This is a genomic window from Aliiruegeria haliotis (assembly GCF_003003255.1).
Taxonomy (GTDB): domain Bacteria; phylum Pseudomonadota; class Alphaproteobacteria; order Rhodobacterales; family Rhodobacteraceae; genus Tropicimonas; species Tropicimonas haliotis.
In genome coordinates this window covers 445797-467815 of sequence record NZ_PVTD01000002.1, presented here as the reverse complement: position 1 = coordinate 467815, position 22019 = coordinate 445797, and the positions used below count along the sequence as shown (strand labels likewise).

The window sequence follows — 22019 nt, the reverse complement described above, 5'->3', positions numbered from 1 at the left end:
CTCAAAGCCGGATTCGGAGCCATCTGCCACATGCCTGCCCCGCTCTCCAACGCCAAGCCGTTCCTTGCTCACCCGTTCGACGACGACAAGCTCCGCGAGGAATGTGGCGTCTTCGGCGTGACAGGAACCGCGGATGCCGCGAATTTCGTGGCTCTCGGGCTGCACGCCCTGCAACACCGAGGTCAGGAGGCCGGTGGGATCGTCACACATTCCATGGAGACGGGCTTTCACTCCGCCCGCCGCTTCGGATACGTGCGCGATACGTTTACTTCGCCCTCGCTGATGGAGAAGCTTCCGGGCACCGTTGCCATCGGCCACGTGCGCTACTCCACCGCCGGCTCCAAGGGCCAGACGGAAATTCGCGATGTCCAGCCGTTCTTCGGCGAGTTTTCCATGGGCGGAGCCGCTATTGCGCATAACGGGAACATCACCAATGTCGATGCCCTGCGCCGGGAGCTGATCGATCGGGGTTCGATCTTTCAGAGTTCGTCGGACAGCGAGTGCATCATCCACCTGATGGCCCGTTCCTTGCAGCGCGACATTCCCGAGCGGATGAAAGACGCGCTGCGCCGGGTCGAGGGGGCGTTCTCGGTTGTTGCAATGACGCGCACCAAGCTCATTGGCGTGAGGGACCCGTTGGGTGTGCGTCCGCTGGTGCTTGGACGTGTCGGTGAAAGCTGGGTGCTGTCTTCAGAGACCTGTGCCCTCGACATCATCGGTGCCGAGTTCATCCGGGAAATCGAACCGGGCGAAATGGTCGTGATTTCCCCTGAGAAGGGCGTTGTCAGCCACCGTCCGTTCGAGGCGCGGAAGTCCCGGTTCTGTATCTTTGAGCATGTCTATTTCAGCCGCCCCGATTCGATTCTCGGCGGCCGTTCCGTCTATGAGACCCGCCGTCAGATCGGTGTGGAACTGGCCCGGGAGAACCCCGTGGATGCCGATATCGTCTGTCCGGTGCCGGACAGCGGCACGCCGGCTGCCATCGGTTTCAGCCAGGAAAGCGGGATCCCCTACGCGATGGGGATCATCCGCAACCAGTACATGGGGCGGACATTCATCGAGCCGACGGAGCAGATCCGCAACATGGGCGTCCGCCTGAAGCTGAACGTCAACCGGGCGTTGATCGCGGGCAAGCGGGTGATCCTGGTCGACGACTCGGTTGTGCGCGGCACCACCAGCCGGAAGATCAAGGAGATGATCCTGGATGCTGGTGCAAGCGAGGTGCATTTCCGCATCGCCTCTCCGCCGACCGCGTGGCCATGTTTCTACGGCGTCGATACGCCACAGCGGGAGAAGCTTCTGGCTGCCACCATGTCCGAGGACGAGATGCGGGAACATCTGGCGGTCGACAGCCTCAAGTTCATCTCGCTCGACGGCCTCTACCGCGCGGTCGGCGAGGCCGAGGGCCGGGATGCCAATTGCCCGCGCTACTGCGACGCCTGTTTCTCCGGCGAGTATCCGGTCGAGCCGGCGGACATGCTGGAGCGTGGTTTCAAGTTGAAAACCGCAGCTGAATAGCGCCCGCGATGGCGCTCACCGTTTCCCATTCCCACGAGGATCAGGATCTCGACCTGATCTGTGAGTTCATCCTCTCGGCCTATTGGTCCAAGGGGCGCAGTGCCGACCGCATTCGCCGGGCAGTTGCGGCCTCCTGCGTTGTTGGGATCTTCGAGAACGGTCGGCAGATCGGTTTTGCGCGGGCTTTTTCCGACATGGCGCTCGTGGCCTACGTCATGGATGTCTTCATTGTCGAGGACGCACGGGGACGTGGGCTTGGGGTGCGGATCATGTGCGAACTGCTCGCGCATCCCGACCTTCGCGACGTTCCCGTCTGGCGACTGACGACGGAGGATGCCCAGGGACTGTATCAGAATCTGGGGTTCGAAGTGGCGGAGAACGGAACCGCCATGCGACTGGACCGTTCGGCAGTGTGAGGTTCCGGACGGGCGGGGGCGGATAGGGTGACCTATCCGATTTTTTTGGCCGCCAAGTTTGGCAGTCTCGCAGGTCCGATTGCGCCCCCTCCCACTGTGCTCCCCGGATTTCGATCGAGGGTCAGCGCAACCGGGTGATGGCCCTCGGCGTTCTCGCCCACGGAAGCATCCCTTGCTGGGCAGTCGGAAAGCGCACCCTGACCGGTGCGGGCAAACTAATGCCAACACCCATTTTGGAAGGCTGGTACGACGCAATGCGAGACGCCGCGCGGACATCCGGCCGGGTTCGGGTTGCGCTGTGGCCACTATCCGTCGCAAGGGATTTGAACGGGCGCACCGCGCGCGCCAGCGCGCGGCCGGGCCCAACGGCGCTGTGCACATCTTCGATGTGGACAAGCCGGCGGGAGCGCGCCCGGTCTCCCTAGAATGGAAACACCACCGGGATCACGAAGAGCGTTGTCGCCATGACCAAGAGCGTCAGTGGCAACCCGCATTTCAGGAAGTCGACGAACTTGTACCCCCCGGGAGCCACCACGAGCGTTACCACCGGAGACGATACCGGAGAGGCGAATCCGGCCGAGCCCGCGATCAACACCGCGACTGCCATCGGCACGGGGGATACCCCCATCGAAAGGGCCGCATTCACCGCGATTGGTGCCACGAGCACCAGCGTCGCCGTGTTCGACAGGATCCAGCTGAGTGACATGGTCATGAAGAACAGCGCGAACATCACGGCTCGGGGGCTGTCTGTACCGGCCATTGCGAGCAGGTTGTCGACGATGATCTCCGTCCCGCCCGTCTTGTTCAGCGCGGTCGAGAGTGGCAGCATCCCGGCGATCAGAACCAGCGTTTCAAGCTTGATCGAGCGATATGCCTGGTTCGAGCTGACGGTGCCGGTCATGACTGCTGCAATCGCCGCCAGGATCACCGCGATCGTGATCGAAATGCCGCCAAGGGATGCCGCGATCATGCCGAAGAGGATGATCAGTGCGATCCAGAGCTTGTTCGAATTTGGTACGGACAGCGCCCGCTCCGCCGGCTCCTCCAGAATGACGAAATCCCGCGAGACCGTGTTGATCCGATCCAGCCGGCTCCACGGGCCGGCGACCAGAAGCTGGTCGCTTTTGCGCAGCGGTTCGTTCTGCAGGTCCTCCACGGCCTTTCCGTCCCGCATGAGGTTCAGGACCTCTAGTCCATAGGTGGAACGGAACTCCATGTCGGCGATGGTTGTGCCCCGGATACCTGCCTCGGGGTGGATCATGACCTCCATGATGCCCAGCGTATCGATCCAGGTGTTCATGTCGTCGTAGAAACTGCCCACATGCGTGACACCTGGGCGGGCGATGAAGGCCGCCATGTCGGCCTCCGTCCCCGTGACGACAAGAAGGTCGCCCGGTTGGAAATCCATGCCCGCGGAATAGAGAGAGGTCCCGACATTCCCACGCGGTCCGCGCCTGCGCCGAGCGAGGATGCGGGGTGCTGCAACCTCAAACTCCCGCGCCGCCGCACCCTGGATGGCGTCCTCGATCAGCACGACCTCGACGCGCTCCACCCCATGCGCGTTGTAGAGCTGGGCAAACGAACGTGCACGCAACCGTGGCCGGTCGCTGCCATCCGCCATTTGCGGGCCGAGCAGATGGCGTCCGACAAAGGCAAAGAATACCACCGTGCCGCCCAGCACGATCAGGCCAACGATTGTGAAGCTGAAAAAGCCAAGCGGCTTGCCCGTGCCATCCTGCAGGGCATCGGATACCGCGAGGTTGCCGGGCGTGCCGATCAGCGTGATCATGCCCGACAGCAGCGCCCCGTAGGACATCGGCAACAATAGTCGAGAAGCGTTGATGCCGGTGTCCCGTGCCACGCGCATGACGATGGGGATGAAGATCGCAACGACGGCCGTGGACGACATCACAGAGCCGAGGAGTGCCGCCCCCACGCAGAGCGGAACCATCAGCCGCACCTCGTTCCCCCGACCTTGTTTCAGGATCAGGTCGCCTACGGTGCGCGCGACGCCGGTCCGGTCGAGCATCTCGCCGACGACGAACAGACCGGCCACCATGATGATGATCGTCGCCCCGAATCCGGCGACGGCTTCCGTCGGCGTGAGGATGCCCGTCAGCGCCAGCGTCACCAGGACAAAGAGCGCAATCAGGTCATACCGGACACGGTTTGACGCCATCATGACGGCTGCCAGGGCAATCAGGTAGAAAACGAGCGTTGCGTCGCTGGGCATGTGGTCCGAGCCTTCTGCCTCGACCCGGCAGGGCACCGGTATCGGAATGGAATCGCACCCGTTGCCAGAAGGCCGGGCGCCACGAATGGCCCGGATCCATGGTGACGCCGGACGTTGCGTCACAGTGCCATGCGCCGCCGCCGATGCAAGGAAAACACGCGGGAAGCCGCCATTTCCCACGCGGCAATTGGCAGGTTTCCTCCGGTCCTGTCTTCGTCGCCCGGGGAGACCTTTCGCTCCCCGTTTGGCAGTGATACCCACCCGCGTCGCTTCGGACGAGCCTCTCGTGACCTCGGCCGAAGTGAGTTTGATACATCCGTTTTTCCACAGACGTTCGATGGGCGCCCCAATTGCGCCGGTCGCCTGTGGCTTGACGCAATGAGGTGGTCCATGGCCGAAAAAGCAACCACAGGTTCGAAGCGCGCAGGCGCGATCGCCACGACGAAGAAGGGGATAGAGCTGGACGAACTGGCTCTGATCGGCGTCTTCGGCACCGATACGAAACGACGGGCACTTGTCCGTCACGCTTCCGGGCGCGTGCAGAAGATCGCGATGGGGGGGCGCCTGTCGGGTGGCAAGGTTGTCGCCATCGGCAAGGACGAGGTTTTCATCCGCTTCGGTTCACGGACCCAGAAACTGGAAATGCCGGGCTGACGCCGTCTGGCCTGCGTCAGCCTTTCGCTTGACCCCGGCGGCGGCTGCGGTGAAAACGCCCGCCATGACAAAACTAGCCCTTGTAACCGGCGCCAGCCGCGGCCTCGGCGCCGCCCTGGCCGAGGCCCTTGCGCCCGAGTATCACATCCTCGCCGTCTCCCGCACGGTGGGCGGGCTGGAGGATCTCGACGATCGCATCAAGGCCAAAGGCGGCGAGGCCACGCTCGCGCCGCTCGACATCACCGATGACGGTGCCATGCAGCATCTCTGCCGGTCGGTTCATGATCGCTGGGGGGGGCTCGATCTCTGGGTCCACACCGCGATTCACGCGGCACCGCTGACACCTACCAACATGGTCGAGGGGAAAAGCTGGGATAGTTCGCTTGCCGTGAACGTGGAAGCCACCCGTCGCCTGATCACCTATGTCTCGCCCCTGCTTCTGGCGCAGGCCGGGGCGCAGGCCCTCTTTATCGAGGACAACCGTGCGGGCGAGCCGTTCTTTGGCTGCTACGGCACGACCAAGGCCGCGCAACTGGCCCTTGCCCGCAGCTGGCAGGCCGAAACCGAACGTACCGGGCCGAAGGTGCATATCCTGCCGGTCGATCCCATGCCCACCGCGACCCGTGCCCGTTTCTTCCCGGGAGAGGACCGCGACGCATTGCCGAGCACCTCCAGCCAGGCCGAAAGGCTGGTCGCTGCGTTGAACGATTGACGGCGTCGCCAGTCACGCTGTCGAGGCCGCGTGGCGGCAGTTTTCGGTGTTGGTGCGTTCCCCGTTGCCGTCGGGAGAGGCCTCAGCGCGCCAGCCGTCCGGCGCGTCCGCCGCGACGTTTCTTGAGGCGCGGTGCGCGGTCGGGAAGTTCCTTCATGAGCGCCCGACGTTCCTCCGGGGCCATGCGCGACCACGCTGCAATTTCGTCCAGCGTCCGGAAACACCCCGTGCAGATCCGTTCCTCCGGATGCACGACGCACAGCTTCACGCAAGGTGAATCCACTTCATTCCGTTTCCAGGAATCGTCTTTCACGCGCGCTCCCTCAGATGCCGCAGGCGGTCCAACGCCCCTTGCAGGATAAACCCGGCGGCGACGTGGTCGATGACCTCTGCGCGACGTTTTCGGGACGTATCCGCCTCAAGAAGCGCCCTTTCGGCCGCGACAGTGGACAAACGTTCGTCCCAAAAAGTGATCGGCAACTCGGTCAGCCGTTCGAGGTTCCGGGCAAAGGCGCGGGTCGATTGGCAGCGCGGTCCCTCGGTCCCGTCCATGTTGCGCGGAAGGCCGAGCACAATTCCACCGGCTTCCTTGTCGGCAAGGATCTGGAGCAGTTTCTCGGCATCGACTCCGAATTTCTTGCGCCTGATCGTCTCCAGCGGCGTTGCGGAGGACAGCAAACGGTCCGAGATCGCCACGCCGATGGTTGCCGCGCCAAGATCCAGTCCGGCGAGCGCCCGCATCGGCGTCAGCGTCGCGGCAAATGCCTCGATCTCCTCGCAGATCATCCGCGCTACTCCGCCACTCCGGAGGCGACTGCGGCCTCCTTTATGAGCGCGAGATGGGAGGGATCGCTGAACCGTCCCTGCGCCTCTTCCCAGATTGCCGCGGCACGCTCTGTCTCTCCCAGAACGCCGAGTGCGCTGATCATGCGCGCCCAATCCTGCGGTGGTCCGCCTTCGGTCGCCAGCCGTTCGCCCAACTGATCCACCATGCCGCGGATCATTTCGGCACGATCCTGTGGGGCCATGTCTGCCGCGGCATCCATGTCTTCCTGTGTCGGACCCCGACCATCGGGGCCGATACCGTCGACACCTGCCGAGGCCGCAGCCTCGCGAATCGGGGCAAGATCGGCGGGATCGGAGAAGGTCCTCTGCGCCTCCGACCAGATCGTGGCCGCCCGCCCGGTGTTGCCCAGCACCCCATGCGCACGGATCAGTTTCGCCCAGTCGGAAGGCGGTCCGCCCTCTTCGGCCATCCGGGCCCCTAGCTGATCAACCATGTTCTGGATGAATGCCTGACGATCCTCCGGAGACATGTCTGCCGCTGCGGCCATGTCCTCCGCGCTGGGGCCGCCTTGGGGCGGCGCCATGGCCGAAAGGTGGGGATCGGCCGGCAACTGGTAGTTGATCCCGGCAAGCGCAGCCACGGATTCCAGCCGCGCCCGAATGATCGGCACCCAACCGGCATCGGGCGGGCTTTCCCTTAACAGCGGTTCCCAGAACTGGAACGTCTGGTCGGGGCGACCGGTCTGCAAGTGCATGAGGCCCGCGTAGTAGCGTGCGACGTGGTTCTTCGGATCCCTCGACAGCGCCCCGTTGAGCGCCCAGTCGGCCTGCGAGGAGACGTTGCCGCCCGCAGCCTGGATCAGGATCGCGGCATAGGTGACATAGTCCTGTGCCGTCGCCTCGTCGCCCTTCAACTCGATAATCCTGCGCTGCGCGGCGTGTGCATCGGCCAGATTGCCGAGTTGTGCCTCGTTGTGGGCCAGCAGCACCCACCCCTGGACCTCGTCAGGGTTCTCGGCCACAGCCGCGCGCAATTGCTCCATAAGCTGCCGGTATTCCTCGGAGACATCGACCGCGGGCGCTGGCGGCATCGTCGACTCGAATTCTTCCTGGCTCGGCCGATCCTTGCGCAGACGCTCTGCCTCTGCCAGCCGCTTCTTTAACGGCTGGTCTTCATATCCGGGTGCACCAAGGGCCGAGTAGAGCCAGAAGCTGCCCCCGATCACGACAAGGCCCGACACCGCGGCCACTGCGAACGTCAGCGACCGGGGCGCCTTGCCGGCCTCCACCGCCTCGGCCTTGTCGGCATCGAGAATGCGTCGCTTGATTTCCGTCGTGAGCCGCCCGGCTTCGTCCTCGGTGACGACCCCGCGTGCGAGATCCCTTTCGACGGCCTGCAACTGGTCGCGGTAGACCTGGATCTCAACCTTCTGCTGCGCGGCGAGATCCGACCCACGCGGGCGCAACAGCGTCCAGCCGGTCAGCAAGGCGGCGAGCAGGGTCAGGGCCCCCGAAACGATCCAGAATGTCATGCGCCCTCCAGGCGATCAGCTCGGCAGTGTCCCCCCATCTATCGCGACCGGCCGCCCGGGCAAAGCCCCCCGCGACCATGGGTCCGTCACAAGGTCGTTTCCGCGCCGCAGTATGCCGCAGGCGGGCGTATCATGGTTCTGAATCGGAGAGAAAAGTCATATCGTGATCCGTGCCGCCCCCGCGCGGTGCCGCCCCGCCAGAGTAAAGGAACCCCATGCGCCGCTATTCTGCCTTTGCCATCGCCCGCGAAGCCCTGCGCCACCACACCGGGTGGAACCGTGCATGGCGCTCTCGGGACCCGAAAAAACACTATAAGGTGATCGTCATCGGGGCAGGGGGACATGGCCTCGCAACGGCTTACTACCTCGGCAAGAACTACGGCATTCGGGATATTGCGGTGCTCGAGAAGGGCTGGCTCGGCGGCGGCAACACCGGGCGCAACACCACGATCATCCGCTCAAACTACCTTCAGGATCCTTCGGCGGCGATCTACGAGAAATCGCGCAGCCTCTACGAAACCTTCAGCCAGGATGTAAACTACAACGCAATGTTCTCGCCCCGTGGCGTGCTGATGCTGGCACAGACCCACCACGAGGTGCGCGGCTACCAACGGACCGCCCATGCCAATGCCCTGCAAGGCGTGGAGACGGAGTTTGTCGGCCCCGAGCGTGTGAAGGAGATCGTGCCGATCATCAACATCGACGGGCCGCGCTACCCCGTGCTCGGAGCCTTGTGGCAGCCGAGGGGCGGAACCGCCCGTCACGATGCCGTCGCCTGGGGCTATGCACGGGCCTGCTCAGGTATGGGCATGGATATCATCCAGAAATGCGAAGTCACAGGTGTCCGGTCGGACGGCGGCACCGTCACCGGCGTGACAACCACCAAAGGCGACATCGCCTGCGACAAGCTCGCCATCGTCGTGGCTGGCCACTCGGGTCACCTTGCCGGCATGGCCGGGTTCCGTTTGCCGATCGAATCCGTGGCGCTTCAGGCGCTGGTCTCCGAACCGATCAAGCCCTGCATGGACTGCGTCGTCATGGCCAACACCGTTCACGGCTACATGAGCCAGTCCGACAAGGGCGAAATGGTGATCGGTGGCGGTGCGGACGGCTACAACAACTATACGCAGCGGGGCTCCTTCCACCACGTCGAGGAAACCGTGCGTGCCCTGGTCGAGACCTTCCCGATGATTTCCCGACTGAAGATGATGCGCCAGTGGGGCGGGATCGTCGACATGACCGGCGACCGCTCTCCGATCATCTCGAAAACGCCGCTCGGCAACACCTTCATCAACTGCGGCTGGGGCACCGGCGGCTTCAAGTCGATCCCGGGATCGGGGTGGGCAATGGCAGAGCTGGTGGCAAAGGGCGAACCCGGACCGCTGGCCGCCGAGTTCGGCCTCGACCGTTTTCGTGAAGGCCGCTTTATCGACGAAAGCGTTGCCGCCGGGGTTGCCCACTGATGCATCATCTTTCCGCAAATATCCCTGGGGGCTCCGGGGGGCTGGCCCCCCGGTCCCGCCATAGCCATCCCGAGGGGACATCCAAATGCTGATCCTCCAATGCCCGTATTGCGGCATCCAGTGTGACGAAACCGAGCTTGCACCGGGCGGGCAGGCGCATCTGAAACGCCACGGTCCCGGCTCTTCCGACGAGGATTTCGAAGCGTATCTCTTCGATCGCGACAATCCGATGGGCGTGCATTTCGAACGCTGGCGCCATGCCAATGGCTGCGGCAAGTGGTTCCTCGCGGCGCGTTGCACCACCACGTTGGAGGTCTTCGGAACCTACAGCGCACAAACCACTGAACCGCCCGCCGAGATCGCCGATCGGATCAGGGCGCGACGTCCGAACTGGGAGGGACGCACGTGAGCCACCGACTGCCACAGGGCGGGCGCCTCGTGAACCGCGATGCCCCCGTCGGTTTCACTTTCGATTCCAAAAGGATGCAGGGATTGGAGGGTGACACCCTCGCCTCCGCGTTGCTCGCCAACGGACAGGGCATCGTCAACCGGTCCTACAAGTATCACCGTCCGCGCGGCATTCTCGCAAGTGGACCGGAGGAACCCAACGCCCTTGTGGGACTCGGCCAGGGCAAACGGTTCGAGCCCGACCAGCGCGCCACAACGACGGAACTCTTCGACGGGCTCAGCGCGATGAGCCAGAACGCCTGGCCGTCGCTGGGGTTCGATGCAATGGCCGTGAACCAGTGGTTCGCCTCGATGATGCCGGCGGGGTTCTACTACAAGACCTTTATCTGGCCACGGTCCTTCTGGATGCACATCTACGAGCCGGTGATCCGGGAGGCCGCAGCCTCCGGCCTGCCTCCCAAGGAAGAAGATTGCGACACCTATGAGCATTTCCACGCCTTCGTCGACCTCCTGATTGTTGGTGGCGGGATTGCCGGGCTACAGGCAGCGCTCACGGCGGGAAAATCCGGCGCGACGGTGATGCTGGTCGAGCAGGCAGCGCATTGGGGAGGCAGGGCGCCGGTAGACGGGGCGGAGATTGAGGGCCAGCCTGCTGAAGTCTGGATCAACGAGACGCTTCAGACCCTTGGCACGATGAAAAACGTCAGGCTGCGCACGCGTTGCATGGGGGCGGGGGTCTACGACCATGGATATGCGCTCGCCTACGAACGCCTGACCGACCACGCACCGGAGGCCGAAGGGCCACGTCACCGGCTCTGGAAGATCCGGGCCCGCCAGATCGTCACCGCCACAGGGGCCATCGAACGCCCGCTGAGCTTTGCCGGAAACGACCTGCCCGGCGTGATGCTCGCCTCCGCCGTGCGGGATTATGTGGTCAATTTTGGCGTCGCCCCGGGTCATCGCACGGTGATTGTCACCAACAATGACGACGCCTATCGCACGGCACTGACGCTGATCGACGCCGGTCTGGAAGTGCCCGTCGTGATCGACGTGCGCGACCGCGTGAACAGCCCGCTTGCCCGCGAGGTGTCGCGGCGCGGTGTCGCCGTGGAGACCGGCGCGGCCGTGATGAAAGTGAAGGGAAAGAAGGGCGTTGAGGGGGTCATGCTCTGCCGTGCCAACGGCACGGGCGGGGCAGGGGCGCCGGTCGAATGCGACAGCGTCGCGATGTCGGGCGGCTGGTCGCCCGTGGTACACCTGTGGTCGCATTGCGGTGGCAAGCTGACGTGGTCGGACGAGAATGCCCATTTCCATCCCGACCCGAACCGGGCGCCGACGGGCGCGGAAGGGGAGGTTTTCGTTCGGACGGCGGGCATTGCCTCTGGCGCGATGGGGACTGGCTCGGTCTTGCAGGACGCCTCCGCAGCCGGAGCAGCGGCGGCCCGAGCCGCAGGTTTCACCGCCAAAAGCGCAGCGGCTCGGGCCGCGGACGCGGAAGAGGCGCCGATGAAGCCCGTCTGGGTGATGCCGGAACAGGCGCTGCCGGAGTTGCGTAGCAAGATGTTCCTGGACTTCCAGAACGACGTTAAGGTCTCCGACGTGCAACTGGCCGCACAGGAAGGGTACGAAAGCGTCGAGCTGACCAAGCGATACACCACGCTGGGGATGGCAAATGATCAGGGCAAGTTGAGCAACATCAACGGTCTGGCGATACTTGCCGGTTCTCTGGGGGCGGAGATTCCCCAGGTGGGCACCACGACCTTCCGACCACCCTACCAGCCGATTTCCTTCGGCTCCATCGCCGGCGAAGCCCGGGGCGAGATCTTCCAGCCCCTGCGCCGGACCCCGATGCACGAGTGGCACGAGGCCAATGGTGCCTATTGGGAACCTGTCGGCCATTGGCGGCGCCCCTATTGCTACCAGCAGCCCGGGGAGACCATCGAGCAGGCCGTGCAACGCGAGGTTCGCACAACCCGCGCTTCTCTGGGTCTGCTCGACGCCTCGACCCTCGGCAAGCTCGTGGTGAAAGGCCCCGATGCCGGTCGTTTCCTCGACATGCTCTACACCAACAAGATGTCGACGCTGAAGCCGGGGCGTTGCCGATACGGGTTGATGTGCAACGAGAACGGGTTCCTGTCCGACGACGGCGTGGTGGCGCGAATCGACGAGGATACCTTCCTCTGCCACACCACGTCGGGCGGCGCAGACCGCATTCATGGCTGGATGGAGGACTGGCTGCAATGTGAGTGGTGGGACTGGAAGGTATATGTCGCCAACGTCACGGAGCAGTGCGGCCAGATCGCTGTCGTCGGGCCGAATGCGCGCAAGGTCCTTGAACGGCTGGGCGGCATGGATGTCTCCCGCCAGGCGCTGCCCTTCATGGGCTGGGCCGACGGCGAACTGGCTGGAACGCCGGTCCGGATCTACCGGATCTCCTTCTCCGGCGAGTTGAGCTACGAGATTGCCGTGCCCGCTGGCCGTGCCCGCGCGCTTTGGGACAAGCTGTTCGCGGCAGGCGTCGAGTTCGGCGCCACGGCATATGGCACCGAGGCGCTGCACATCATGCGTGCCGAAAAGGGCTTCATCATGATCGGCGACGAGACAGATGGCACCGTGATCCCGCAGGATCTTGGCCTTGACTGGGCGATCTCGAAAAAGAAGGACGACTACCTCGGCAAGCGGGCACAGCAACGATCCTTCATGACCAGCCCCGATCGCTGGAAGCTCGTGGGGCTGGAGACGCTCGATGGCTCGGTTCTGCCGGATGGCGCCTATGCGCTCGGCGAAGGCGACAATGCCAACGGCCAGCGAAATACAATCGGGCGGGTCACTTCCAGCTACCATTCGCCGACGCTCGGGCGTGGTATTGCCATGGGGCTGGTCAAGCACGGTCCCGACCGAATGGGCGAGGTGATCCGGTTCGGCAAGACCGACGGCGGCACGATCGAGGCAAAGATCGTCAGCCCGGTGTTCTACGATCCGGACGGGGAGAAGCAGGATGTCTGATGCAATGACGGCCCTGAACGGGGCGAGCATGCAAGGGCCGGTTGCGGCTGTTCGCGAAGCGGCGCTTCAAGGCATGGTATTGCTTCGGGGGGACCTTGCCGACGAGACGCTCGCCGCGGTGGTAAAGGATCTCACGGGCTGTGATCTGCCCGGTCAACGTGAGATGGTCCAGGCAGGTAACACCGCGGTGGCTTGGATGTCTCCGGACGAGCTTCTTCTCCTGGTGCCCTACGAGGAAGCCGGCACGACGGTTGCCTCGCTCTCGCAGGCGCTTGAGGGCGTGTACCACCTCGCGGTCGATGTCTCTGATGCGCGGGCGTTGTTCCGGATCTCCGGCGAGGGCGCGCGCGAGGTGCTGGCACGCCTGTGCCCGGTCGACCTGTCACCGGCCGCCTTTGGCCCGGGAGAGATGCGCCGCAGCCGGTTGGCGCAGGTTCCCGCCGCGTTCTGGATCGACGAGACGGGAACCATATCTCTGGTCTGCTTCCGATCCGTGGCGGGCTACGCTTTCGGGGCCTTGTCCGCGGCAGCAGAATCCGGCCCGGTGAACTTCCTGTAGATCCGCCCGATCCGGCGGAGGATGCGCGGTGGCACGCCCGGCAGTTTTCCGGCGAGGAACTTCGCCGCTTCCGGCGTGTCGCGAAGTGTCGCCAGTTTAGCACGGGATATCTCGACGCAGTTATGGTGCAATCGCGCAAGTTCGGCGTCCGCAAGCAAAGCCGCACGCTCGCGCAGCATTCCCTCGGTGGGGATTCGAGGCTCCACGGAGGTGTTGAAGTCGCAATCATCCCAGTAGCGAAAACCGAAGCGTGAACGCCTGTGGGACGGGCGCGCCGACCCGCGCATCCGCTTCAGCAGGTATTCTTCGCGGGACCGCACGGCGTAGTGGTTCAAGTACGCAAGATCGTAGCCGAGCGCGTCGGCCCCAGTCTGATAGCCACTTTGGAAGATCTCCACACCCATGGGGTTTCCGGACCCGTTGACCCACCTCAACCCGCATTCCCCGGGCGTATCGGCCGATTTCAGCATCGGGCGGTGCAAAGAGATACGACCGAATTTCTGTGGCCGGAACAGGGTCTTGATGCCCCTGTACCGCCGGTGGTCGAGCTCCCCGATCCGGTTGCCGGTCACAAACCGCTCCATCACCGGATTGTCCTCGAAGGTGACCTGCCCGCCACTTCCCATGAAACGCCAGTTGAAAGAGATCGCGTCAGTGTCCTCTCCCACCGCATCGATCAGCGCATCGAGTGTCCGTGTGCCACACCGCACGTCGAGAAACTCGTCGACGTCGAGAAAGGCGACCCAATCGGAGCTGTTGATGCTTTGCAATTCTCCGGCCCGACGCGCGGCGACGAACTGTGGATTCTGATCTTCGCGGACCGGGTTGTCGAAAGCCTCTATCACGCCAAGCTCCTGCAGCCGTCGCAGGATCTGGTCCGCCCCGTCGTCGCAATCGTTGTGGAAGAAGGTGAAACGCTCCACGCCGAGTGCGCGGTGATGTGCAATCCATTCGACGATGTAGGGGCCCTCGTTTCGGATCGACGTCAAGAGGTGGAAGACCCGATGAGGGCGGTCGGTCGGGGTACGTTTCATGGGCATTTTGAATTTGGTTACCAGTTCAGGGCAAACTCCGCGCAGAAAGGCAATTGACGCCAAAAACGCAAGAGATTTGTAGACGCAGACCGCGCCCGGACACGAGGCCACGACACGGGTCTGGTTGTCCGGGCCGACTGCACAATGGTCATGAAATTGGCGCATTCTCTCGGGATGCTGCCTGCCGACGCAAGAAAAACGAGTTCAAGGATGCTCTCTCCAGACGTGCTTCCCGACCAGCAGGACAATTCCGACGCGGAAGGACCGACCGGCCTTCTGCATGACGGCGCGTTTGTCCAGGTGATTCACACACCCGCGGCAGATCCCTCGGGCGCGCGCAGTATCGTGTACTTTGACAGCGAGCGGAGCCCCGGCGCGGCAGAGGCGTTTCGCAGCGGCATGATCCGCCCGGGGGAGTACCATGTCTATGAAATCGTCCCGAAGGCGCCGCACTGGTATCCATCGCGTGAAATGCAGGAGGTCTGCGCGCTCCTCGCTGCCCGCGTCGGCTCCGATGCATTGGCGTTCGGGGTTTCCATGGGGGGCTACGGCGCGTTGCGCTACGGTGGGGCCGCCGGTTGTGCCACAACCTTGGCACTGTCGCCGCAGAGCGATATTTCGCCTTCGAACGCGGGGGCGGGGAGCGGGATGTTCGGCCGCCACCATGACCCCGAACTACACGCCGAAATGGCGATCAAGCCGCGCCACCTGACGCGGCATGTGATTGTGGCGTGGGACCCCGGGGACGTGTTCGATACTGCGCAGGCGACCATGATACCGGCCACCGATGGGCAATTCACCGTGTCGATGGACCATTGCGGCCATTGGACAGGTGCTGCGCTGGTCGCCGCCGACGGGCTGGCGCCCATCGCGCTGGCTGTTTTCGCCGCTGACCGGCTGGAGGTGGCGCGGTTGCTGCGCCGTGCCCGCCGGGCATGGCCCGCCCACCTCGCCCGCCTGTCGCTCGCCTGCACCAAGCGAGGACACCCGGAATGGGCATTCGACATTGCGAGTGCGGCAATCGAAGACCATGGAAACCAGCCGGAGCTGGACATCGCACTTGCCTCTGCCCGGGTCAGTCTCGGCAAGATTGACGAAGGTCTGCAGGGGATCGAGCGGCTCGTTGTCGCCCACCCGAGAAACCAGCGCTACTGGAACGCGCTGGTCGCGGAATACGAGAAACTGGGCCACGACGGTTGCGTTGCCGAGGTTTTGGAAATCGCCACCGGGCAGACGGAGAACTTCACCTTCTGCTGGAAGCTCATCAACAAGCTGATCGCAATGGGGTCCTTCGGACAGGCTCGGATGATCACCGAGCTGGCCAGTGAACTCTGGCCCGATCGGGGGCAGCAGCTGGAACGCACGCTGGCGCGCCTTCCCGCGATGGGCTGACAGGCGCAAGGTATGGGGCAATGACAGAGACCAACCTGGAACGGCTATCGGCCCTCGACGCGTTTCGCAGGGCTTCCGGCAACCCCTTGCGCCGGTATCCTTCGCCCGAAAAGGACGGGGATCGGCTCTACCCGCAGGCAACCCCTGCCTGCCGTCCGAGCTTCTCCATGTCGCCTCGCGACAGCGTGTTCACCATCGGCTCCTGCTTCGCACGCAACGTGGAGACCGCGTTGATCGGGGCCGACGTGAACGTCGTCAGTCGGGACTTCGATCTTGGCGACGTGGGCGAAAGCCTCGGCTTTGCGGCCAACTTCTTCAACAAGTACTCGGTACACTCCGTCACCAACGAACTCACATGGGCGTTGGAGAGGGAGAGCTTCCCCGGGGAGCGCATTCTCTACCCGTTGTCGAAGGGAAAGGCCCGCTATTGCGACCTCCAACTCGGTTCGGCCAAACTTGATTTCTCGCTCGAGGAGATCCTTGCTTTCCGCCATCGCTACCTCGACGTGATGGCCCGCGCCGCAACTGCCGACGTGGTCATCGTCACGCTGGGGTACGTGGAATGCTGGTTCGACACGGAGCTTGATATCTACCTGAACGTGGCCCCGCCGCTGCCGCTCTGCAAGGCATACCCGGACCGCTTCGAGTTCCGGGTGCTGAGCTACGAGGACGTGCTTGGCGGCCTCAGAGACCTCTACGCCGTGCTGACCCGGCATCGGGCGACCCCGTTGCGGATGTTGCTCACGGTCTCTCCGGTGCCGCTGCTCTCCACCCTGCGCGACATGGACGTGCTGGTGGCCAATGCCTATTCGAAATCCGTCCAGCGCGCGGCCATCGACGCCTTCCTGGCAGAGTCCGAGGGCGTCGACTACTTCCCCTCCTATGAATTCGTCGTGCTGAGCAATCCGAACGCCGCCTGGTCGCGAGGGGACTATCGCCATGTCTCACCGGGACTGGTGAAGCGTATCATGGACACAGTGCTCGACAGCTATGTGGAGGGCGGTGCTCCGATGCAGGAGCCCGGGGAAGACGATCAAGGGGGAGAGATGAGCGCCGAGGAACTCTCCGGCGCTGCGCGGCTCCTGTTGCAGCTCAAGGAATTCGCCGATGCGCTGGCGCTGCTGGATCAGCATCCCGACTTCGTGAGCGGCAATGCGAAGTTGATCCAGATGCGGGCCTCCGCCCTGAGTGGCGTTGGCCGTCTGGAGGAAGCGTTCGAATTGATGGGGCAGGCGGACACGCTGGCCCCGCAGCATCCCGCGCCGCTTGAACGCCGGATTTCCTGGTGCCGGCGATTGCGGCGCCCGGAACAGCGCCGCTTGCTCATGGCCGAACATGCCCGCCGGTTTCCCGACCGCGGCGACTTCCGCACCCGCCATGGCGGCGAGGCCTGAGCTGCGGCGGCCCGCCGCATATCGCTTGACGAACCACCAGTCACGCATCAGAACCCTTGCAGGAGAAACGCTGCACATTTGAGGATGACACGATGGCTTTCGAACTTCCCGATCTTCCCTATGCCCACGATGCGCTTGCTGCCAACGGCATGAGCAAGGAGACGCTGGAGTACCACCACGACCTGCACCACAAGGCCTATGTCGACAACGGCAACAAGCTGATCGCCGGCACCGAGTGGGAAGGCAAGACGCTGGAGGAGATCATCGTCGGCACCTATGACAAGGACGCCGTCGCGCAGAACGGGATCTTCAACAACATCTCCCAGCTCTGGAACCACAACCAGTTCTGGGAAATGATGGGCCCGGGCGACAACGCCATGCCCGGCGAACTGGAAAAGGCTCTCGTGGAGGCTTTCGGCTCTGTCGATGAGTTCAAGTCGCAGTTCTCCGCCGCTGGCGCTGGCCAGTTCGGATCCGGCTGGGCCTGGCTGGTGAAGGACACCGACGGCTCGTTGAAAGTGACCAAGACCGAGAACGGCGTGAACCCGCTGTGCTTTGGTCAGACCGCCTTGCTCGGCTGCGACGTGTGGGAGCATTCCTACTACATCGACTTCCGCAACAAGCGTCCGGTCTACCTGAGCAACTTCCTCGACAAGCTGGTCAACTGGGAGAACGTCGCCTCCCGTATGTAAGACCGGCGATCGCCAACAGTTTGACGCCCCGTGGGTTTCTCCACGGGGCGTTTTCGTTTTCGGGTCCTGTCCCAGCCTCTCGTCCCCGGGGCATAGCTGTCGCCGCGGGCGACGGGTTGATCCGGCCGCAAAGGACCACCACGATCCCTGGTGTCCGGCCACAAACCATGATCCAGCGGACCGGAAAGGAAATCCCATGAACGATACGCGACGCGGCATGGCGGCGATGGTTCTGGCCTGTGCGATCTGGGGCTTGTCTCCCCTTTTCTACAAGCAGCTGGCCCATGTTCAGCCGCTGGAAGTGCTGTCCTACCGGACGCTGTGGTCGCTCGTGTTCTTCGGGCTGGTTCTTGCGGTGCAACGGCGGTTGCGGGAACTCAGCGGGTTCCTGTTTCACAATCATTTGCTTGTGGGGGCTGCGGCGCTGCTTATCTCGATCAACTGGGGCCTCTACATCTGGTCGATCCAGGTCGGTCGGGCAATGGAGGCGAGCCTCGGCTACTACATCTTCCCGCTCGTCGCCGTGCTCCTGGGGGCCGTGTTCTTTCGCGAACGGCTGGCGCCGTTGAAGTGGCTGGCCGTGGGCCTTGCCGGGGCAGGGGTCCTGGCGCTGACGCTCGGGTTGCACCTGGTGCCGCTGGTTGCGCTGTCGCTCGCGGTCACCTTCGGGCTCTATGGCCTCATCAAGAAACGAATCGCGGCCGGCGCGGTGATTTCCGTCACCGGCGAAGTGCTGTTGCTCGCGCCGCTGGCCATCGGCTGGCTGATCTGGCTCTGGTTCGGATCCGGCCTGGGGGCAGATGCCGACGACATTCGCACGCACCTGCTGCTGGCCGCTTCCGGACCGTTGACAGCCGGTCCGCTGATCCTGTTCTCCTTCGCGACCCGTCGCGTCCGCATGAGCACGATCGGGCTGATGCAATACATCAACCCGACGCTACAATTTCTTTGCGCGGCCGTCGTGTTCGGGGAGCCGTTCACGCAATGGCACGCCACTGCCTTTGGCTTGATATGGGCTGCCCTGGCGCTCTACTCTGGTCAGGCGGTGCTGGAGGAGCGTGCAATACGCAGGGCATCCACCAGCGTCGGGACATCCGGAACGGTTTGAACGAAGTCTAGCAGGCTCGCCTCTGCGAACCCCTCGTCCACGACGTGGCGCATCAGGGCGTTCAGCGATTTCCAGTAGCCTGCGGTATCCAGCAGGAACAAGGGTTTGGAATGGAGGCCGAGCTGCGCCCAGGTCAGTGTTTCGAAAAACTCGTCCAGCGATCCGGCGCCGCCCGGCATCACCACGATCGCGTCGGCATTCATGAACATCACCTTTTTGCGCTCATGCATGGTCTCGGTCACGACGAACGTGGTGAGGTCCCGCTTGCCGACCTCCCGGTCGAAGAGATGGGCGGGGATCACGCCGAAGGTCTCGGCCCCGCCGACCTGGGCGCTGCGGGCCACGCGCCCCATCAGCCCGATATCGCCGGCGCCATAGACTAGGCGCCAGCCTTCCTCTGAGATCGCCGTGCCCAGAGTTTCTGCGGCTGCGGCATAGGCGGGATCGGCGCCATCGCGGGAGCCGCAATAGACGCAAACGGAAAAGGGCTGTGACATTGATGCAAAACCTTGGGGACACGTGCTTTTGACCCTTGTTAGCGACCTTGCTATTGTCGCTCAACCCGCGCAGGGACTTGTGTGGGCCACTGGGGATGAAAAGGATGTCGGAGAAGGGAACGCTCGGCGGATCGGGCGGTATTGCTGCGCTTGCAGCAGTTGCCGTGATCGGAGGGCTTGTCTTCTGGTTCACGCGCCCGGATGGCGACAGTCCGGCCCCAACGCCACAGATCCCCGTCGCGGATGCCTCCGCCGAACTCTCTGGAACCGACGCTCGGCCCGATCCCGTGGCCGAGACTGAAGAGGTCCCGCCATCGTCTCCCGCACCTGCTCCTGCGGATGGGGAGGTTGCCGACGCTGCAACCGTTCCCGATGCGCCGGACACTTCTGCCGCGGCGGAGACCTCTGACACATCCGATCAGCAAAACAGCGGCGAAGACGCGGCGCTCGGACCGCCCCCGCCCGGCTTCGACATTGTTCGTGTCGCCGCCGACGGAGCCGCGCTTGTGGCCGGGACTGCGCCGATAGGGTTCGACGTTTCTTTGGTGCTCGATGGTGCCGAGGTGTCGCGCGCGGCGGCAGATGGCAGCGGCGCCTTCGTTGCCCTGTTCGACATGCCCGTGTCGGAGGCGGCGCAGGTTCTCGAACTTGTGGCCTATGGGCCGGGCGGCGAAGAAGTGCGCTCGGAGGACAGCGTGATCCTCGCGCCGCATCAGAACGCGCCAGTTGTGGCCGAAACCGCTACCAAAACTGACCCGGCTCCCGACACGCAACCTGACACCCCGGACACGGAACTGGCTGATGGCAGTGCAGAAGCCGCGTCTTCGGGCGATGCGCCTGTCCGGGAAGAAGCTGCTGTGCAGGAAATTGCGGACAGCGACGCACCGCCCGTTGCGATGGTTGGGGAGATCGCCACGGACCGGAAAGAATCCTTGGATACGGCGCTGGCCAATGAGACGCCGGACCGCGACGCGGATCGTCCGGAGAGCGACGTGGGCATCGTTGCGGAAGTGCCGACCAATACCGGCAGCCCGGAGCGGGTCGCCCGTGCTTCCGGCGACATGCCCGCCGCGCCAACGGTCCTCCTCGCCCGCAAGGGAGAGGTCGAGTTGCTGCAACCTGCGAGCGTCGTTCGTGAGCGGCTGAGCGACCGGGTGGTGATCGACGTGATCAGCTATTCCGATGATGGATCGGTGACACTGTCTGGTCGCGCGGCCGGTGCCGCGCCAACGGCCGACCGGGTCCGGGTCTACCTCAACAACAAGCCTGTTCAGACGGCAAAGGTCGCTGCCGATGGCAGCTGGCGAATGCGGCTGCCTCCCGTCAAACCGGGCATCTATACCCTTCGCGTCGATCAAGTGGACGCGGCTGGCGTGGTGGTGGCGCGGTTCGAAACCCCATTCAAGCGCGAGGATCCGTCGGATCTGGCGCGCCTTGTGCCCGAGGTCGACGGCCCATCGGGCGTGGCGGCCTCTGTCATCACCGTGCAGCCCGGCTATACCCTCTGGGGCATTGCCTCCGACCGCTACGGGGACGGATTGGACTACGTGCAGATCTTCGAGGCCAACCGAACCCAGATCCGCGACCCGGACCTGATCTACCCTGGCCAGGTGTTTGAATTGCCTGACGGCGATGGGGATACCGCTACGGAGTAGTGTTGCCGGACGAGGAACCGACTTTTGGTGCAATCGGCACCACATTCGGTTTCGAAGTCGCCACCTGGGCTTCCAGGACCCTAGGATCGATCTTCTCGACGCCGACCTCGTAGCCTAGCATCGGCAGCATCTCGAACAGGTCTTTCTCCAGCGTATCCAGTTGCTTCTGGCGCACGGCTTCCTCGACATTCAATTGCTGGTCCCAGCGTTTGATCTCGTCGAGGGTGTGGTGAACCATTGTGAGCCGCTCGTCGAAGGCTTCGGCTTCCTCCTGACGTTGACGCAGGAAGGTGCGCGCCCGCTCGATCTTCTCGTCCGAGTAGATCTTCGCGAGATCCCGGGATGTCGCGCTCATCTGTGCCGCAACTTCCAGCACATCGGGTTCAAGCGACCGAAGGTCGGGGTGATCGCGCAGGAACAGGAGCCGCTCGCGCACGGAATCGAACTCCGAGGACAGCTTGAAGGCGCCCGAACGATCCTGCGCATGTGCCGCCGCATAGGCACGCTCGACGTCGTCCATGGTGATGTGGAACTCACGGTGGCTGTCTTCCAGCTGCCGCACGCGCCGGTTGGTGGGCACGAAGAAACACAGGGCGATCGCGAACAGTGTCAGGGTGATCTGCACGGCCATGCCGGCGTAGGGGCTGGGCGCGTTGCCGAATCCGGCGGATACTTGCAGCCACGGCATCATGCCGGCTGCGGAAAGCATGGTGAGGCCGGCCATCATGCTGGCAAACATCACGATCAGGGCAAGTGAAATGGTCTGAGCAAATGCGGTCAGGTGCCCGCTTCCGGGCGTTTGAGAATGAGTCATATTGCCACCCCTTTTGGCTACAATCCTGCCTCAAGACGTGGGGCGCATTCACGGTCCAGCAAACCGGCGCCCCCATTTTTTGAAATGGGTTTTCTAATCCACCTCGGAAATGGTGGCACAGCCACGGGTTCGTATCAAAACAAATT

Annotated in this window: 20 protein-coding genes; 13 read left to right on the top strand and 7 right to left on the bottom strand. The window is 63.8% G+C overall.

The window, feature by feature from the left end; all coding sequences use genetic code 11:
• The first annotated feature begins 30 nt into the window (after positions 1 to 30).
• Positions 31 to 1518 (top strand): amidophosphoribosyltransferase, encoded by a 1488-nt coding sequence (purF, locus tag CLV78_RS07490; RefSeq protein ID WP_106204163.1) that lies wholly within the window; start codon positions 31 to 33, stop codon positions 1516 to 1518.
• A gap of 8 nt (positions 1519 to 1526) precedes the next feature.
• Positions 1527 to 1934, top strand: a complete 408-nt coding sequence (locus CLV78_RS07485; protein WP_106204162.1) for a GNAT family N-acetyltransferase — start codon at positions 1527 to 1529, stop codon at positions 1932 to 1934.
• A gap of 421 nt (positions 1935 to 2355) precedes the next feature.
• Here the strand turns inward: CLV78_RS07485 and CLV78_RS07480 are convergent, their stop codons facing one another.
• Positions 2356 to 4167, bottom strand: a complete 1812-nt coding sequence (locus CLV78_RS07480; protein WP_146136656.1) for an SLC13 family permease — start codon at positions 4165 to 4167, stop codon at positions 2356 to 2358.
• A 390-nt stretch (positions 4168 to 4557) separates the two neighbouring features.
• Between CLV78_RS07480 and CLV78_RS07475 the strand changes: the two genes are divergently transcribed.
• Together CLV78_RS07475 and CLV78_RS07470 are read left to right on the top strand one after the other, a co-directional pair.
• On the top strand, positions 4558 to 4821 hold the full coding sequence (locus CLV78_RS07475) for a hypothetical protein (protein WP_106204160.1): 264 nt from the start codon (positions 4558 to 4560) through the stop codon (positions 4819 to 4821).
• A gap of 64 nt (positions 4822 to 4885) precedes the next feature.
• A complete protein-coding gene (locus CLV78_RS07470) occupies positions 4886 to 5533 on the top strand; it encodes an SDR family NAD(P)-dependent oxidoreductase (RefSeq protein WP_106204159.1) in 648 nt (215 codons plus the stop codon).
• A gap of 82 nt (positions 5534 to 5615) precedes the next feature.
• Here the strand turns inward: CLV78_RS07470 and CLV78_RS07465 are convergent, their stop codons facing one another.
• The 3 genes from CLV78_RS07465 to ccmI are packed head-to-tail and all read right to left on the bottom strand — an operon-like array spanning position 5616 to position 7851.
• Entirely contained in the window at positions 5616 to 5846 is a 231-nt protein-coding gene (locus tag CLV78_RS07465; protein ID WP_106204158.1) for a DUF1289 domain-containing protein, read from the bottom strand.
• Positions 5843 to 6319 carry a Holliday junction resolvase RuvX gene (ruvX, locus tag CLV78_RS07460; RefSeq protein WP_106204157.1) on the bottom strand — a complete coding sequence of 159 codons (477 nt, stop codon included), beginning with the start codon at positions 6317 to 6319 and terminating at the stop codon, positions 5843 to 5845. The genes CLV78_RS07465 and ruvX overlap by 4 nt, the downstream gene beginning before the upstream one ends.
• A gap of 5 nt (positions 6320 to 6324) precedes the next feature.
• Entirely contained in the window at positions 6325 to 7851 is a 1527-nt protein-coding gene (ccmI, locus tag CLV78_RS07455) for a c-type cytochrome biogenesis protein CcmI (RefSeq protein ID WP_245924868.1), read from the bottom strand.
• A gap of 215 nt (positions 7852 to 8066) precedes the next feature.
• Here ccmI and CLV78_RS07450 point away from each other — a divergent pair, with 215 nt between their 5' ends.
• The 4 genes from CLV78_RS07450 (at position 8067) to CLV78_RS07435 (ending at position 13287) form a co-directional block, all read left to right on the top strand.
• A complete protein-coding gene (locus CLV78_RS07450) occupies positions 8067 to 9314 on the top strand; it encodes a sarcosine oxidase subunit beta family protein (RefSeq protein ID WP_106204156.1) in 1248 nt (415 codons plus the stop codon).
• 85 nt (positions 9315 to 9399) lie between these two features.
• Positions 9400 to 9723, top strand: coding sequence for a sarcosine oxidase subunit delta (locus CLV78_RS07445; protein ID WP_106204155.1), 324 nt, complete (start codon positions 9400 to 9402; stop codon positions 9721 to 9723).
• Positions 9720 to 12728 (top strand): sarcosine oxidase subunit alpha family protein, encoded by a 3009-nt coding sequence (locus CLV78_RS07440; protein ID WP_106204154.1) that lies wholly within the window; start codon positions 9720 to 9722, stop codon positions 12726 to 12728. Before CLV78_RS07445 ends, CLV78_RS07440 begins: the two co-directional genes overlap by 4 nt.
• A complete protein-coding gene (locus CLV78_RS07435) occupies positions 12721 to 13287 on the top strand; it encodes a sarcosine oxidase subunit gamma (protein WP_106204153.1) in 567 nt (188 codons plus the stop codon). Before CLV78_RS07440 ends, CLV78_RS07435 begins: the two co-directional genes overlap by 8 nt.
• On the opposite strand, the gene CLV78_RS07430 is transcribed toward CLV78_RS07435, so the two are convergent.
• Entirely contained in the window at positions 13230 to 14321 is a 1092-nt protein-coding gene (locus tag CLV78_RS07430) for a glycosyltransferase family 2 protein (RefSeq protein ID WP_158263471.1), read from the bottom strand. The genes CLV78_RS07435 and CLV78_RS07430 overlap by 58 nt on opposite strands.
• A 210-nt stretch (positions 14322 to 14531) precedes the next feature.
• Between CLV78_RS07430 and CLV78_RS07425 the strand changes: the two genes are divergently transcribed.
• The 4 genes from CLV78_RS07425 to rarD all read left to right on the top strand — a co-directional run bounded on the left by CLV78_RS07425 (position 14532) and on the right by rarD (position 18907).
• Positions 14532 to 15713 (top strand): hypothetical protein, encoded by a 1182-nt coding sequence (locus CLV78_RS07425; RefSeq protein WP_106204151.1) that lies wholly within the window; start codon positions 14532 to 14534, stop codon positions 15711 to 15713.
• 20 nt (positions 15714 to 15733) lie between these two features.
• The gene (locus CLV78_RS07420; RefSeq protein ID WP_106204150.1) at positions 15734 to 17107 is read left to right on the top strand and encodes a GSCFA domain-containing protein; all 1374 of its coding nucleotides are present in this window, start codon (positions 15734 to 15736) and stop codon (positions 17105 to 17107) included.
• A 92-nt stretch (positions 17108 to 17199) separates the two neighbouring features.
• Positions 17200 to 17799 (top strand): superoxide dismutase, encoded by a 600-nt coding sequence (locus tag CLV78_RS07415; RefSeq protein ID WP_106204149.1) that lies wholly within the window; start codon positions 17200 to 17202, stop codon positions 17797 to 17799.
• 196 nt (positions 17800 to 17995) lie between these two features.
• A complete protein-coding gene (gene rarD, locus CLV78_RS07410) occupies positions 17996 to 18907 on the top strand; it encodes an EamA family transporter RarD (RefSeq protein ID WP_106204148.1) in 912 nt (303 codons plus the stop codon).
• On the opposite strand, the gene CLV78_RS07405 is transcribed toward rarD, so the two are convergent.
• Positions 18838 to 19404: an LOG family protein gene (locus CLV78_RS07405; RefSeq protein WP_106204147.1), complete on the bottom strand. Its 567-nt coding sequence runs from the start codon at positions 19402 to 19404 to the stop codon at positions 18838 to 18840. The two genes, rarD and CLV78_RS07405, sit on opposite strands and share 70 nt — an antisense overlap.
• A 104-nt stretch (positions 19405 to 19508) precedes the next feature.
• Between CLV78_RS07405 and CLV78_RS07400 the strand changes: the two genes are divergently transcribed.
• Positions 19509 to 21059: a LysM peptidoglycan-binding domain-containing protein gene (locus tag CLV78_RS07400; RefSeq protein ID WP_106204146.1), complete on the top strand. Its 1551-nt coding sequence runs from the start codon at positions 19509 to 19511 to the stop codon at positions 21057 to 21059.
• Here CLV78_RS07400 and CLV78_RS07395 read toward each other — a convergent pair.
• Positions 21049 to 21873 (bottom strand): DNA repair protein, encoded by an 825-nt coding sequence (locus CLV78_RS07395; RefSeq protein ID WP_211300959.1) that lies wholly within the window; start codon positions 21871 to 21873, stop codon positions 21049 to 21051. The two genes, CLV78_RS07400 and CLV78_RS07395, sit on opposite strands and share 11 nt — an antisense overlap.
• Positions 21874 to 22019 lie beyond the last annotated feature (146 nt).

Coding starts and splice junctions, on each gene's coding strand:
- CLV78_RS07435 (WP_106204153.1), top strand. CDS start 12,721: ATGTCTGATGCAATGACGGCCCTGAACGGGGCGAGCATGCAAGGGCCG.
- CLV78_RS07415 (WP_106204149.1), top strand. CDS start 17,200: ATGGCTTTCGAACTTCCCGATCTTCCCTATGCCCACGATGCGCTTGCT.
- ruvX (WP_106204157.1), bottom strand. CDS start 6,319: ATGATCTGCGAGGAGATCGAGGCATTTGCCGCGACGCTGACGCCGATG.
- CLV78_RS07405 (WP_106204147.1), bottom strand. CDS start 19,404: ATGTCACAGCCCTTTTCCGTTTGCGTCTATTGCGGCTCCCGCGATGGC.
- CLV78_RS07445 (WP_106204155.1), top strand. CDS start 9,400: ATGCTGATCCTCCAATGCCCGTATTGCGGCATCCAGTGTGACGAAACC.
- CLV78_RS07470 (WP_106204159.1), top strand. CDS start 4,886: ATGACAAAACTAGCCCTTGTAACCGGCGCCAGCCGCGGCCTCGGCGCC.
- ccmI (WP_245924868.1), bottom strand. CDS start 7,851: ATGACATTCTGGATCGTTTCGGGGGCCCTGACCCTGCTCGCCGCCTTG.
- CLV78_RS07475 (WP_106204160.1), top strand. CDS start 4,558: ATGGCCGAAAAAGCAACCACAGGTTCGAAGCGCGCAGGCGCGATCGCC.
- CLV78_RS07400 (WP_106204146.1), top strand. CDS start 19,509: ATGTCGGAGAAGGGAACGCTCGGCGGATCGGGCGGTATTGCTGCGCTT.
- CLV78_RS07430 (WP_158263471.1), bottom strand. CDS start 14,321: ATGAAACGTACCCCGACCGACCGCCCTCATCGGGTCTTCCACCTCTTG.
- CLV78_RS07395 (WP_211300959.1), bottom strand. CDS start 21,873: ATGACTCATTCTCAAACGCCCGGAAGCGGGCACCTGACCGCATTTGCT.
- CLV78_RS07450 (WP_106204156.1), top strand. CDS start 8,067: ATGCGCCGCTATTCTGCCTTTGCCATCGCCCGCGAAGCCCTGCGCCAC.
- CLV78_RS07420 (WP_106204150.1), top strand. CDS start 15,734: ATGACAGAGACCAACCTGGAACGGCTATCGGCCCTCGACGCGTTTCGC.
- CLV78_RS07480 (WP_146136656.1), bottom strand. CDS start 4,167: ATGCCCAGCGACGCAACGCTCGTTTTCTACCTGATTGCCCTGGCAGCC.
- CLV78_RS07425 (WP_106204151.1), top strand. CDS start 14,532: ATGCTCTCTCCAGACGTGCTTCCCGACCAGCAGGACAATTCCGACGCG.
- rarD (WP_106204148.1), top strand. CDS start 17,996: ATGAACGATACGCGACGCGGCATGGCGGCGATGGTTCTGGCCTGTGCG.
- CLV78_RS07485 (WP_106204162.1), top strand. CDS start 1,527: ATGGCGCTCACCGTTTCCCATTCCCACGAGGATCAGGATCTCGACCTG.
- purF (WP_106204163.1), top strand. CDS start 31: ATGCCTGCCCCGCTCTCCAACGCCAAGCCGTTCCTTGCTCACCCGTTC.